We start from the raw sequence: 12,210 nt of genomic DNA, 5'->3' as shown, positions 1-12,210 counted from the left end.
AAAAGAACCGTGGGCGTCTGGAGTACCGTGAATTCCAGGTCTGTCCGGCCAGCGAATTGCCGGAAAAACTCAAAGCCACCTGGCCAGCGCTGACAACCTTAGGCATGGCAACGACTTACCGGGTGGAAAAGCACAAGCGTGCGGTGTTAGAGCAACGTTATTTTATCAGCTCAGCCGCGCTTGGCGCCGAGCGGCTATCCCGTGCAGTGCGAGAGCATTGGGGTATTGAAAACCAGTTGCACTGGGTGCTGGATGTGAGCTTAGGCGAGGATGCTTGCCAGATATACCGTGGTAATGCTGCCACCAATCTTGCCACGATGCGGCACTTTAGTTTGAATATGTTACGGGCTGAGAAGCGCAAAATGAGTATCAGAAGAAAGCAGCGTCAGGCATTGGTGAATGTGGCTTATCTTGATGCGGTGCTGGAAGCTGGGATGGGTGTGGTGATTAAATGACCACTCGTAATCTCGCCCTGGTCCAAAAGTGTTGGTACGGATCAGTTAGTGGTGAACCAATAGTTAAGTTGCCAATGGAGGTTAATTTTGTTCTGACCCAATAATCCTCATTAAATACCATAGCTATCAACATTTTAAGGTTTTGGTGATTCGCTCCCATTTTTACAATTCGAAGTGTAGTGTCATTTTTACACTTGATGTTTATTAAACGTTAATTAAGTGGCCGTTTAATTTTCGTAATGGTAATGTACTGATATTAAAGGATATTAAACTAAGGAGAGAGCATGAGACCCTTCATCAGCTTATTAATGGTGTTACTTTTTAACAAATTAGCTTTCGCTACAGATGTTGTATCAAAGGAAGATTATAGTTTGGCATCTAAGGTGGTTATTGATTCTAACCAATTAAAAGAAAAGAGAAATATATTAATTTACACACCTCCAAACTTTGATAAAAACCAAACTTATCAAGTTATTTACCTTTTTGATGCAGAGCATCTATTTACATCTACTATTGGTATTGTTGAATCACTTATAACGACACGAAAAATTCCGCCATCAATTGTTGTTGGCATTGAAACAACGATTAGAGTCAGAGATTACTTACCGCCTATTAACGGTGAACCGAAGAGCAAAAGTCAAACCTGGATTAGCCAAAAGTTTCCTCAATTTGGTGGTACAGAAGCATTTACTACATTTTTGGAATCTGAGCTTTTTCCATACATTGAAAATAATTATCCCGTATTGCCTAACCGCACGATGATAGGTTATTCAAATGCAGGGGTTTATGGATTACACACCTTAGTCAACTCACCAGAAACCTTTACAAACTACTTGTTAATTAGCCCTGCTGCATGGTGGGGTAATGATGAAATAGACCAAAACTTAAGTAAATTTAGTACCCAGAAAAAGGACTTTGGTGGCAACCTATTTTTAAGCGTTGCAGGTGAAGGCAGTGGAATGTACTCAAATGCGTTAAGAATAGCCTCAAAGCTTGAAGAGGTTGCACCTGAATCGCTAAATTGGAATTTTAATCAATTCGAAAATGAAACACATCAGTCCACCATTTACCCCAGTGTTTACCAGGGGTTACAGTACTTATTTGAAGATATTAATTTTAATGTAAGCGATGAACTTGCTGCTTATGGTTCAATCAGTGACATTCAAAAGTATTATTCTACACTATCAAATCGATACAAATATCCGGTGTTAATTCCTGAAATAGTATTTTCTGATTTAGCTGATGCACAGTTTTCCAATCAGAGGGATAGTCAAGCAATTGATACCTTGAAACTATTTGCTGATACTTATCCTAATTCATCATTTGCATTCAGTAGCTTAGGTAGCGGCTACTTAAGAACTAAGCAATTTGCTCTGGCAAAAGCTAATTTTGAAGCCGCTATTAAAATAGTTAAGAAAAAAGGGGTAAGCGAGCCGTCAGTAATAGATTATTTACAAGATATGGTGGCTGTTGCCCAAGGTAACATCTAAATTGCTTTGTCATTGATTACGGACGTTTGATGATGCTATAAACGTCTGCTCTCTTCCTACTAATTGCTGTTGGTACTAAGCGCAATATGCTACTTCTGTAAGCAACCTGAGGCTAGGTCTAAAACTCTGTTGTATTGCCATTCAGTATTGCCAAATGTGCTTGGGGGGTGGCTTGCTAGATATTTATGTTATGCGAATTATAGTGGTAACAAAACCAGCACGTAGCCGGTGCGGTTAATGACATAAAATTGTAGGTAGCAAAATACAAGTAATGTTTAGACGCAGCTGTTAAAATTCAGCGCATTAAAGATTATTGCCCGATAGGCACTCGCAGGAATTTCTATGTCATACCCTAAGCCCAAAAACGGCAAAGCTGCCAACCCGTTACATAAGCCTTGGACTAAAACCGATAAGGCTGCCACCAATAAGCCAAATCGTAATGCGGAGCGTGCAAAACCGCAGTCGGCCAGGCCGGTAAAAGTGGTGCAAGATGATGAAAGCAAGGTATACGGTGAAAATGCCTGTCGGGTGTTGTTTAGCCAACGGCCGGATGCGCTAATTCGGCTGTATATTTCACAGCAAATGGCACCTAAGTTTGCCGATGTAATGAAGTATTTAGCTGGTGCTAAAAAAGCTTACCACATCGTGGATGACGCCGAACTGGAGAAGGTGGCCGGTAGCGGCCATCACGGTGGTGTGGTATTGCTGGTAAAGCGCAAGCCACAGCAAAACCTGGCCACGTATTTACAGCAAAAAGGCCGAAAACAAGATTGTTTATTGGCACTTGATGGTGTGGGCAACCCACACAATTTAGGCGCTATTACCCGCAGCTGTGCGCACTTTGGTGTTGGCGGTATTATTATGAAACAACCTGAGCTGCTGCAATCTGGAGCGGCGCTGCGAACGGCAGAGGGCGGCGGTGAGTTTGTCGATGGCTTACGTTGCGACAATTTGCCGTTAGCATTACAACTGTGTAAAGAAGCCGGTTATACACTGATTACTACCTCTAGCCATGGTGGCACCTCGCTGTATCAAAGTCAGCTTCCCGCTAAAGTGGTGGTGGTTTTTGGCGAAGAGATGTTTGGTGTGTCGAAAAATGTGGCTAAAAGCGCCGATATTGCGCTGCAAATACCAGGCTCTGGCAAGGTTGAATCACTAAATGTTAGCGTAGCTGCCAGCCTGATTTTAGGCGAGTGGTATCGCCAGCAGCTTTAGTGGTTAATTCATTAGCAGTTATAATGGCAGTAGTTAAAACGCGCTAAATTGTTGTTTTAGCTGCTGTGCCTGGCGGCGGCTAACATCTACTTGTTGGCCGTCTTGTAATATTGCCACTAAACCACCCTCGGCGATAGATGGCTCAATATGGCTGATGGCACTAATACGCACAATGTCAGCGCGGCTGGCTTTAAAAAATAATTCCGGGTCGAGCTTTTGTTCAATTTTTGCCAGTGAGCTATGAATAAAGCTTTTGCCGTAAGGTGTATATACCGCGGCGTGATTACCAATACTCTCAAACCGGCTTATCTCGTTTAGCCTTACCACGCGTTGGCTGTCGCCAAATTTAAGTAAAATACCGTGCTGTTCGGCCAGGTAATGCACAGTAGCATTGTTATTGTCATTGGTGGGGCGCAGTTTCTGCAGGGCTTTAGCCAGTCGCTCGGGTGCGATGGGCTTTAACAAATAATCTACTGCATTTAATTCAAATGCATCCAGCGCAAAGCTGTTAAAGGCGGTGCAAAAGATAAACTGCGTATTGGCGGGAATATGCTCTGCTAATTGTAAGCCCGTTAACCCCGGCATTTGAATATCGAGAAAGACTAAATCAATTTTGTGGCTGGTCAGTTGCTGTAATGCCTCTTCACCACTGCTGGCTTCAGCGGTTATAACGCATTGTGGATGCATTTTTAGTAAACGCTTTAGCTCGCTGCGGGCTAAGCGTTCGTCATCCACCAGCAGGCAGTTATACATGGTTAAATTCCACACTGGCACTAAATTGGTTGTTGTGGTGCTGAAGCTGCAACCGGGCGTTATCGGCGTACATTAATTGCAAGCGCTGGCGTAAGTTAGTTATCCCGGTGCCGGTACCTGCTTGCTGCGTGGCACTAAGCGTAGTGTTACTGACGTTTAGCTGCCAGCCTTTATCTGATACTGTTGCACTAATGCTGAGTGTACCCGGGGCCACATTGGGCGCTATGCCATGCTTAATGGCGTTTTCAACCAAGGTGAGCAGGCTAAGCGTGGGTAACTTGCACTGCCATAGTTCTTCGGCAATGGTACAGCTAAATTGTAGACGCTGCTCTAGCCGTACTTGCTCAATGGCCAAATATTGCTCTGTTAACTGCCATTCTTGCGCCAGGGTAGACTCTGGCTGTAAGTGTGCCTGCAAGTGAAAGCGAAACAGCTCTGATAATCGCGTAACCGTGTCGGCGGCTTTATGCTGATCTTCAAAAATGAGGGCGCGGATACTGTTAAACGCATTAAATAAAAAGTGCGGGCTAAGTTGGTTAGTAAGTTGCTGTAGCTGAGCTTGCTGCATTTGTTGCTGCAAGGCTTTACGCGTCTGCCGGCTTTGCCAGGCAATATAGCCGGCACCCCAAACCAAATACATCACACTAAATGAGCTCATCAGTGCAATCATCATAAAACTGAAGCTGAAATTCATTTGCAGTGGCGAGTTTTGTTCGTCTGTCAGTACTGTTACCGTGCTCATATCGGTATGTTTTAATGCTTCCAAACTGGAAAGACCATAAGACACCAGAGTTTGCAGTAACGCTGCCAGTACCAGCAGTAAAGTAAACAGTAACCAGCGTTTGTGCGCACGAACATTGTCAGCTTTAAGCAGTGGGCGCAGCAGCAAATTGCTTAGCAACACAAAACACGCTGCTTCAATGCTGTACTTAACCAAAAACAGTAAGTGCAAATTAGTCTGCTCACTCGTCAACAAGGGCAGGGTGTACGCCATAAAATAGCCGGTGTAAATCAGCATCGTTAACAACTGCGCCCATAAATAGGCGCGGCTGCAGTTGTCCAAAGCAATGCGCTGGCTAAAAGCGTGTAATGTGATCATTGGCGCTTTACTAAAACCTAAATAAACAAAAAACGACGTATTCACAGTGTACTATTTATGTTGCTGTTTGTTCGACTGATTTTTTCTGTTTACCGGTAAAGGCCCAGACAATAAGTGCTACCCAGGCTATCCAGGAAAACCCGGCTGGGATATTGGCCAGAAATATTTTGCCCAAGTGCTGGCGGTTACGAAAGCTGGCTACAATGCTGGGCAAAAAATAGATGGCCAGAAAGCTCGGTATAAACGCTACCCAAAACAACGGGCTCATTTGGCTTAATTGGTGAAAAAACTCGGTTTGTTCAAACATAATATTATCCTCTTGGTTGGAGAGGCCAATATAGCGACATACCCTAGGCCAAAATTAAAAAAAGTGATTTACGGTTTAAAGCGGTGACAGGCGGTTAGAATTGCCCCGGATTTGTCAGATATTTATCAATTTAATGTAACTAAATTACCTGTTTTCTCTCTGGATATTCCTCTGCTGCCAGCTAGGCTTTAACACTCTGCCGGGCTAGTACTGATTTATCCTCTGTAATAGCTGTTGTTCAAGGCCGGCGAGCGGGTACGGATAGGTAGTCGGCGGCAACCGAAAAGCCTTAACAGAGTAGGTACAGTGAGCAGGGAGTGAGAGTTATGCCAAATCTGGTGCAGGAACTCAATAGTTTAGATTTTAGCGTTTATATTGGTGGCCCAATGCAGGCTGCTGTGCAAGCGCAACATGCGGCGTCTATGTCGCAAGTGAGCTTTATTCAGGCCGTAGGCTTTGAAGACATTAACGGTACTAAAGCCTTACGTTATGTTGATTTTGAATTTACTAAATCAACGCCTAACCCCCATGTCGGCAAAACGGCGCAGCAATTGACCGATGAAGGTTTGCCACCGGGCACCGATGTTACCAGCAATTTTATTTCGACCGATGTTGCGATAAAGGTGCCGTTTTTAACCATGTTAACCATACCAGCTTTGCGTATTGAAGAAATGACCATCGATTTCAATGCCAAGCTAACCTCTACCGAAACCTCCAATGTGTCGAGTGAATTTGCTGCCAGTGCTGAGCTGGGCATCAACTATAAGATTGTAAACTTTAAAGCGTCGGCGTCTTACAAGCGCTCTTCTACCCGCGGGGTTAGTGTTGAGAAAACCTACAACCTTGGGGTAAAGGTAACCGCATTAAATGACGAAATACCAGCAGGGTTAGATAGGATCTTAACGATGCTGGAAGACAGTATTGTTAGCGCCTAATTGGCACTAATCTGGTTTGGGGCTGGCAGTACTAACGGCTGCCAGCCTGGTTTAACAGGGACAGCATTATGCCGAATTTAAACGAGTATTTGGGCAGTATTATTAGCAGTATTACCAACGCCAGAGTGATGGCGGATATTCAAACCGTTAAGGTCGCCGAAGAGTATGCCAAGCATGACTTGTTAAAACATTTTGCTGTACCGCATATGCGGGTGGGCGATGTTGAACTTACCATTCCTGTTGCACTGGATGCTTTAACTGAGAAGACCGAAACGCAGTACCAACCCATTGATAACACCAAGTTTAACAGCCTAATGTACAAAGAGCTGACCAACAGCCTGGGCCGCAGCAGTTTGCCCGCTAAAGCGTCTAAAGCCTTGCGGGCGGTATTAGTTGAGCAAACCCATTCGCTGGAACAATCGTTGCGTATTAAACAGGATATGGCGCCGGTTGAGGAATACAGCAAGTTGGCAGTGCGCCAGTTAGTGCAGTTGGCTGATGAGTATCAATTGGTAAGCCGCGAAAGCATGCCTAAGCTCAATATTGAGCAGATCACCGCTCGCGTCGCGGCGGTTGCAACACAAGAAATTAAAGTACTAAGCCAGCGCAAAGTGATTGAAAATTTAAATGTGATTGCAGAGTCGCATAAGCTTAGGGAAGAAAAACCGGAAAATATTATTTATATAAAACTGAAGATCTCAGAGGATGGCATGGAGTGGCAGCAAATGGAAAGCAGTAACGGTGAAGTTAGCCGTCGCTTATTGCCGGAATAACGATTATGCAAAAATCCATTGTGCATTTAGTAAAAGAGTTATCGGCTTTATTGTTGCGTTATCCGGCGTTAGTTACGCGGTTTGAACGCAAAGAGCCGCAGGCACTGGCGCAGCTGGGTGAATGGCTTAACGGCGCTGAGCAATTGCTTAGCAGTTATGGCATTGTTAGCGTGGCAGAGTTGGCCGGCCTTCGCAGTAAATTATTACATCCGGGATACCATGATGACCATCGAGGGTCTTTGCGTAAACAGCAACTAAAGCAAGCTGTTGATATGTTGTACGATGTGCAGCACTGTGTGCAACAGGCTTTAACACCGCATCAGCAAAAGCTACAACAGAGTCAGGAGCTGTTACGCCAATTGCTCAGTATGGTTAGCCAAAGTAAAGCCATTCAGTACGATGGCCATAACTTTAATGATTTGGTGCAACAGGTGTGGCAATTAATTTGCCAGCATGAACAGCTAAAAGCAGGGGCAGTACAATTACGTAGCTGGTTATCCTCGCAGGATATTATTTTGCTGCTGGCCGAGGAAATTAATCCGGCAGATTTTGTGTAATGCTGTCAGGCTTAGTATCACCAATATATTGAAAGCGGGCTAGCAGCTCGCCGGCAATTTCGACATGCTCATTAAACATTTCCGCTGGCCTGGCCCACAAACCAAAATCACCGTACAGGGCACGGTATATGACCAGCCATTGTTCCGTTTCACTGTGGCGGGCGCAATCAATTACTTGATAATAACGACCTTTGTAATGTTGGTAGTATCCAGACTGAACGGGCGATGCATTACTGTTGCTCATACCAGCTCTCAAAAATGATTTTTGCCGACAAGCTATCCACTTTGTCTTTTGCTAAATTGCGATAACCGCCTTCAGCAAATAGCATACTGCGGGCTTCGGTGGTGGTTAGTCGTTCGTCATGCAGTGTAACCGGCAAGCCAAAACGGCCATGCAAGCGGTTAGCAAACTTGCGGGTACGAACGGTAAAGGGCTGTTCAGTTCCATCCATATTTAAAGGTAACCCCACTAATAACAGCTGGGGTTGCCAGTCTTGAATCAGTTTTTCCAGTACTAGCCAGTCTGGTATGCCGTCTTGTGCTTTTAATGCGCTTAGCAGAGAGGCGGTGCCGGTAAGTTCCTGTCCTACCGCCACGCCAATGCTTTTGGTACCGTAATCAAAGGTTAAAATAGTGCGACTCATTAAGCGTGACCGGCCTCGTTGGTTAATTGCCATGGCTTGATGCCAATTTTTGCCGTAGCCGATTGCCATTTTTCCGCATGAGTTAAATCAAAAATAATGCCGGTGTCGGCCGGAATAATCAGCCAGGCATTGTCGGCAATTTCTTGCTCCAATTGGCCCGCGGTCCAACCGGCATAACCCAGCGCTAAAATAAACTTTTCCGGTGCTTGTGCTGTGGTTAAATCAAATAATATATCTTTAGACGTAGTCACCATAAGCTGGTCGTTTAATCGCATGCTACTGCTATAGCCTTCTTTGGTGGTGTGCAGTACGAAACCTCTGTCGTGTTGCACCGGGCCACCGGCACACACATGCGCTGTGGCGGCCGGGCTTTCGGTGTTAAATTCAATTTGTAATTGTTTAAGTAAGTCGGCAACTTTTACTTCAAGTGGATGGTTGATAACAATACCCATCGCACCTTCATCATTGTGTTCACAGATATAGGCAACACTGCGTTTAAACAGTGGATCATCTAATGACGGCATAGCAATTAAAAAATGATTCTGAAAATTCTGCATAGTGACCTCGTTACAACGTGGTTGTCACTGGCGAGCTGCCAGCAGCTGTTCAATTTCATCAAATAACAAACCGGTGATACTAATTGGAAACGCCGCTTCAATTTCGCGGATACAGGTTGGGCTGGTAACGTTAATTTCGGTTAATTTGTCGCCTATAACATCTAAACCAACAAAAATTAAGCCTTTGGCTTTTAGTGTAGGACCTACCGCATTGGCAATGGCAAAGTCAGATGCCGATAAGGGTCTGGCTTCACCCCGACCTCCTGCTGCCAGGTTGCCGCGGGTTTCACCGCTGGCTGGTATGCGCGCTAAACAGTATGGCACGGGTTTACCGTTTACTACCAGAATTCGTTTATCGCCGTCGGTTATTTGTGGGATAAAGCGTTGTGCCATGGCATAGCGACTGCCATGCTCAGTTAACGTTTCAATAATGACACTGACATTAGCATCGCCTGGTTTTAAGCGAAAAATTGATGCGCCACCCATTCCGTCCAGCGGTTTTAAAATGACGTCTTGTTCGGCCTGATAAAACGCTTTTAAGCGTTTGGCATCGCGGCTAACCAGTGTTTTGGGCGTAAATTGACTAAACCAGCTGGTGTACAGCTTTTCGTTGGCATCACGCAGGCTTTGCGGTTTGTTGACGATAAGGGTGCCGTTGTCTTCTGCGCGTTCCAGAATATACGTAGCGTAGATAAACTCGGTATCAAAAGGCGGATCTTTCCGCATTAAAATGACATCCAGCTCGCTAAGTGCGATGTCTTGCTCAGTGCCAAACTGATACCAGCGGGCTGGGTTTTGTTCTACCGTTAAGCGTTTGGTTGATGCTCTGGCCTGGCCTTCCAGTAAATATAAATCAGCCATTTCCATGTAGTGAATTTCATAGCCGCGCTCTTGTGCTTGCAGCAGCATGGCAAAGCTGGAGTCTTTTTTGATATTGATGGCCGAAATGGGGTCCATGACTATGCCAAGTTTTATCGGTTGATGCATGTTGTATCCTTAGGCCAGGTCGCCAAATTGCAGTTGTAATGCACTGATTGCAGTAAGTGCAGCAGTTTCAGTTCGAAGCACGCGCGGGCCTAATTGTATGCCAGTAAAACCCGCTGCCGCTGTTTGCGTCATTTCCTGCTCACTAAAACCACCTTCAGGGCCTATTACTAACCGGATATTAAGGTTGGGTATAAGCGTCTTTATGGTGTCGTTTGCCCATGGATGCAAGGTTAGCTTTAATTCTTTTGTCTGTTGCGCCAGCCAGTTTTGCAGTGGTATGGCAGGGTGCACTATTGGCACTATACTGCGACCGCTTTGCTCGCAGGCGCTAATAGCAATTTTTTGCCACTGTTCATTGCGTTTAGTCAATCGCTCGCCGTCTAGTTTCACGCCACAACGCTCGGTAAACAATGGCGTAATTTCAGTTACGCCAAGTTCAACGGCTTTTTGAATGGCAAAATCCATTCTATCACCGCGTGAAATACCCTGACCCAGATGGATTTTGAGCGGCGACTCTACAGGGTTCTTCTCCTGCTCAGATACCTGCACGCTAACACGTTTTTTATCACAGCTACTGATACGGGCTGAATAATTAAAACCATCACCATTAAACAAGATAAGTTCACTGCCCACTGGCATTCTAAGTACCCGGCCAACATGATTGGCGGCATCGTCGTCCAATGCAAAGTCTTGCTTAACTGTGATCTCGCCGCTGTGGTAAATTCGTGGAATACGCATAGAAATTTCGCTAGCTGATAAATGCGGTTATGTTAGCAGGCGATTGAGAGAAGCAACAGAAAAAACAACCCCTGCAGCAGCAGGGGTGTTAAACAATAAATGAAATTAATTTACGGCAGGGTAGGTATAGCTTGAGCCCACACCCAGTGGAATATCCAGCGCCCAGAAACCAAGTAAAAATGCGGTCCATAACACTAACATCGCAATGGAGTAAGGCAGCATTAGTGCGATAAGGGTACCAATACCGGTTGATTTAACATACTTCTGGCAAAACACCACAATTAAAGGAAAGTACGGCAGCAGTGGCGTAATGATATTGGTTGATGAGTCACCTACGCGGTAAGCAGCCTGGGTTAAATCTGGTGATACGCCAAGTTCCATTAGCATAGGCACCATAATGGCACCTATAAGCGCCCATTTAGCTGAAGCTGAACCTACTAGCAGGTTAACAAAACCAGATAAAAACACGATACCAATTAAGGTAAAGCCCATAGGGAAGGCCATTTCTTGTAACCAGTTTGCGCCTTTAATAGCAAGCAGCGCACCCAGGTTAGATTGGCCAAACGCATAAATAAACTGAGCACAGAAAAACGCCATAACAATGTAGTAGCCCATGCCACTCATGGCTTTGCTCATGCCTTTGATAATATCGCGATGATCTTTAGCCGTGCCGGATACATAGCCATACACAACACCCGGTACTAAGAAGAACACAAAAATAATACTAACAATAGACTGCATCAGTGGGGCAGAGAAAACCAACAGGCTGCTTTGTCCTTCAGCCAGTACTGTACCAGCTGGCGCTCGCCAGGCTGATGTTTCTGGCAACGCAGATACAATTAACAGCACGATACTTAACAGCATGGAGAAACTGGCCCAACGTAAGCCTTTGCGTTCATTGGGTTTTAAATCATCCATTTTTGGCATATCGGCCGGATCACCATCGACTACGGTAGATTTCAGTCGTGGCTCAATAAATTTGTCTGTTAATACCCAACCCACAATAACCACTAAAAACGTAGAGGCGGTGGTGAAATAGTAGTTGTTCATCGGGCTGACAAACAGCTCGGCTGCTGCTGGATCTGATGATAAGCGTGCAGATGCTTGTGTAAGGCCTGAAAGCAGCGGGTCAAGGCTGGAAGGTAAAATGGTGGCAGAAAAACCACCTGATACGCCAGCGAATGCCGCAGCAATACCGGCCAATGGATGACGGCCCGCGGCATAGAAAATAACTGCGCCAAGTGGAATTACTAATACGTAACCGGCATCTACGGCCATATGGCTGGCAACACCTACTGCAACCAATACCGGTGTTAGTAGCATTTTTGGGGTAACCGACAAAACAGAACGTAAGCCAGCGTTAATAAAACCGGTATGTTCGGCAACACCTAAACCTAACATGGCTACCAGTACAACACCCAATGGCGCAAAGGTTACAAAGGTATTAACCATTTTAGACATGAACGCAGTTAACGATTCGGCTGCCAACAGGTTATTAACCTGAATAGCCGCACCGGTACGAGGGTTAACTTCATTAAAGCTGACGCCAGCCAGAGCCCAGGATACTACCCAGACGACGACCATTAGCAAAGCAAATAATACGGCAGGGTCGGGGAGTTTATTCCCGACCACCTCTATGGCATTGAGCGCACGGTTAAGCCAACCGCTTTTTACAGCAGGGGCAGTTTGTTCAGACATAA

At 45.3% G+C, this 12,210-nt stretch carries 15 protein-coding genes; 6 read left to right on the top strand and 9 right to left on the bottom strand.

Annotation, left to right across the window (positions count from 1 at the left end; translation table 11 throughout):
• The 3 genes from H595_RS0114020 to H595_RS0114010 form a co-directional block, all read left to right on the top strand.
• Positions 1–455, top strand: a 455-nt coding sequence (locus H595_RS0114020) for an ISAs1 family transposase (RefSeq protein WP_027671781.1), incomplete at its 5' end; no start/stop codon positions are given.
• Between the two features lie 284 nt (positions 456–739).
• Positions 740–1,945 carry an alpha/beta hydrolase-fold protein gene (locus tag H595_RS0114015; protein ID WP_027671780.1) on the top strand — a complete coding sequence of 402 codons (1,206 nt, stop codon included), beginning with the start codon at positions 740–742 and terminating at the stop codon, positions 1,943–1,945.
• A gap of 342 nt (positions 1,946–2,287) precedes the next feature.
• A complete protein-coding gene (locus tag H595_RS0114010; protein ID WP_027671779.1) occupies positions 2,288–3,160 on the top strand; it encodes a tRNA/rRNA methyltransferase in 873 nt (290 codons plus the stop codon).
• A 33-nt stretch (positions 3,161–3,193) separates the two neighbouring features.
• On the opposite strand, the gene H595_RS0114005 is transcribed toward H595_RS0114010, so the two are convergent.
• From H595_RS0114005 to H595_RS0113995, 3 genes are read right to left on the bottom strand one after another with little or no spacing between them, the layout of a single operon-like run.
• Positions 3,194–3,913, bottom strand: a complete 720-nt coding sequence (locus H595_RS0114005) for a LytR/AlgR family response regulator transcription factor (RefSeq protein WP_027671778.1) — start codon at positions 3,911–3,913, stop codon at positions 3,194–3,196.
• Positions 3,906–5,057, bottom strand: a complete 1,152-nt coding sequence (locus H595_RS23525; protein WP_051219903.1) for a sensor histidine kinase — start codon at positions 5,055–5,057, stop codon at positions 3,906–3,908. The genes H595_RS0114005 and H595_RS23525 overlap by 8 nt, the downstream gene beginning before the upstream one ends.
• A 10-nt stretch (positions 5,058–5,067) precedes the next feature.
• Positions 5,068–5,319, bottom strand: a complete 252-nt coding sequence (locus H595_RS0113995; protein WP_027671777.1) for a superinfection immunity protein — start codon at positions 5,317–5,319, stop codon at positions 5,068–5,070.
• 326 nt (positions 5,320–5,645) lie between these two features.
• On the opposite strand from H595_RS0113995, the gene H595_RS0113990 reads away from it, so the two are divergent.
• The 3 genes from H595_RS0113990 to H595_RS0113980 all read left to right on the top strand — a co-directional run bounded on the left by H595_RS0113990 (position 5,646) and on the right by H595_RS0113980 (position 7,584).
• A complete protein-coding gene (locus H595_RS0113990; protein WP_027671776.1) occupies positions 5,646–6,254 on the top strand; it encodes a DUF2589 domain-containing protein in 609 nt (202 codons plus the stop codon).
• 68 nt (positions 6,255–6,322) lie between these two features.
• Entirely contained in the window at positions 6,323–7,027 is a 705-nt protein-coding gene (locus H595_RS0113985) for a hypothetical protein (protein WP_027671775.1), read from the top strand.
• Positions 7,028–7,032: 5 nt separating this feature from the next.
• Positions 7,033–7,584 (top strand): hypothetical protein, encoded by a 552-nt coding sequence (locus H595_RS0113980; protein ID WP_027671774.1) that lies wholly within the window; start codon positions 7,033–7,035, stop codon positions 7,582–7,584.
• On the opposite strand, the gene H595_RS22405 is transcribed toward H595_RS0113980, so the two are convergent.
• From H595_RS22405 to H595_RS0113950, 6 genes are all read right to left on the bottom strand, one after another.
• Positions 7,562–7,828, bottom strand: a complete 267-nt coding sequence (locus H595_RS22405; RefSeq protein ID WP_037054857.1) for a DUF1653 domain-containing protein — start codon at positions 7,826–7,828, stop codon at positions 7,562–7,564. The two genes, H595_RS0113980 and H595_RS22405, sit on opposite strands and share 23 nt — an antisense overlap.
• Entirely contained in the window at positions 7,815–8,228 is a 414-nt protein-coding gene (gene ruvX, locus H595_RS0113970) for a Holliday junction resolvase RuvX (protein WP_027671773.1), read from the bottom strand. The genes H595_RS22405 and ruvX overlap by 14 nt, the downstream gene beginning before the upstream one ends.
• Positions 8,228–8,785: a YqgE/AlgH family protein gene (locus H595_RS0113965; RefSeq protein WP_027671772.1), complete on the bottom strand. Its 558-nt coding sequence runs from the start codon at positions 8,783–8,785 to the stop codon at positions 8,228–8,230. Before H595_RS0113965 ends, ruvX begins: the two co-directional genes overlap by 1 nt.
• A 24-nt stretch (positions 8,786–8,809) precedes the next feature.
• On the bottom strand, positions 8,810–9,772 hold the full coding sequence (gene gshB / locus H595_RS0113960; protein WP_027671771.1) for a glutathione synthase: 963 nt from the start codon (positions 9,770–9,772) through the stop codon (positions 8,810–8,812).
• Positions 9,773–9,781: 9 nt separating this feature from the next.
• Positions 9,782–10,510, bottom strand: coding sequence for a 16S rRNA (uracil(1498)-N(3))-methyltransferase (gene rsmE / locus H595_RS0113955; protein WP_027671770.1), 729 nt, complete (start codon positions 10,508–10,510; stop codon positions 9,782–9,784).
• 105 nt (positions 10,511–10,615) lie between these two features.
• On the bottom strand, positions 10,616–12,208 hold the full coding sequence (locus H595_RS0113950) for an AbgT family transporter (protein ID WP_027671769.1): 1,593 nt from the start codon (positions 12,206–12,208) through the stop codon (positions 10,616–10,618).
• Positions 12,209–12,210: the final 2 nt, after the last annotated feature.

The sequence above is a fragment of the Rheinheimera baltica DSM 14885 genome (genome assembly GCF_000425345.1).
GTDB lineage: Bacteria > Pseudomonadota > Gammaproteobacteria > Enterobacterales > Alteromonadaceae > Alishewanella > Alishewanella baltica.
This window is presented reverse-complemented; position numbering and strand designations above follow the sequence as displayed.

Coding starts and splice junctions, on each gene's coding strand:
- H595_RS0114015 (WP_027671780.1), top strand. CDS start 740: ATGAGACCCTTCATCAGCTTATTAATGGTGTTACTTTTTAACAAATTA.
- H595_RS0114010 (WP_027671779.1), top strand. CDS start 2,288: ATGTCATACCCTAAGCCCAAAAACGGCAAAGCTGCCAACCCGTTACAT.
- H595_RS0114005 (WP_027671778.1), bottom strand. CDS start 3,913: ATGTATAACTGCCTGCTGGTGGATGACGAACGCTTAGCCCGCAGCGAG.
- H595_RS0113995 (WP_027671777.1), bottom strand. CDS start 5,319: ATGTTTGAACAAACCGAGTTTTTTCACCAATTAAGCCAAATGAGCCCG.
- H595_RS0113990 (WP_027671776.1), top strand. CDS start 5,646: ATGCCAAATCTGGTGCAGGAACTCAATAGTTTAGATTTTAGCGTTTAT.
- H595_RS0113985 (WP_027671775.1), top strand. CDS start 6,323: ATGCCGAATTTAAACGAGTATTTGGGCAGTATTATTAGCAGTATTACC.
- H595_RS0113980 (WP_027671774.1), top strand. CDS start 7,033: ATGCAAAAATCCATTGTGCATTTAGTAAAAGAGTTATCGGCTTTATTG.
- H595_RS22405 (WP_037054857.1), bottom strand. CDS start 7,828: ATGAGCAACAGTAATGCATCGCCCGTTCAGTCTGGATACTACCAACAT.
- ruvX (WP_027671773.1), bottom strand. CDS start 8,228: ATGAGTCGCACTATTTTAACCTTTGATTACGGTACCAAAAGCATTGGC.
- H595_RS0113965 (WP_027671772.1), bottom strand. CDS start 8,785: ATGCAGAATTTTCAGAATCATTTTTTAATTGCTATGCCGTCATTAGAT.
- gshB (WP_027671771.1), bottom strand. CDS start 9,772: ATGCATCAACCGATAAAACTTGGCATAGTCATGGACCCCATTTCGGCC.
- rsmE (WP_027671770.1), bottom strand. CDS start 10,510: ATGCGTATTCCACGAATTTACCACAGCGGCGAGATCACAGTTAAGCAA.
- H595_RS0113950 (WP_027671769.1), bottom strand. CDS start 12,208: ATGTCTGAACAAACTGCCCCTGCTGTAAAAAGCGGTTGGCTTAACCGT.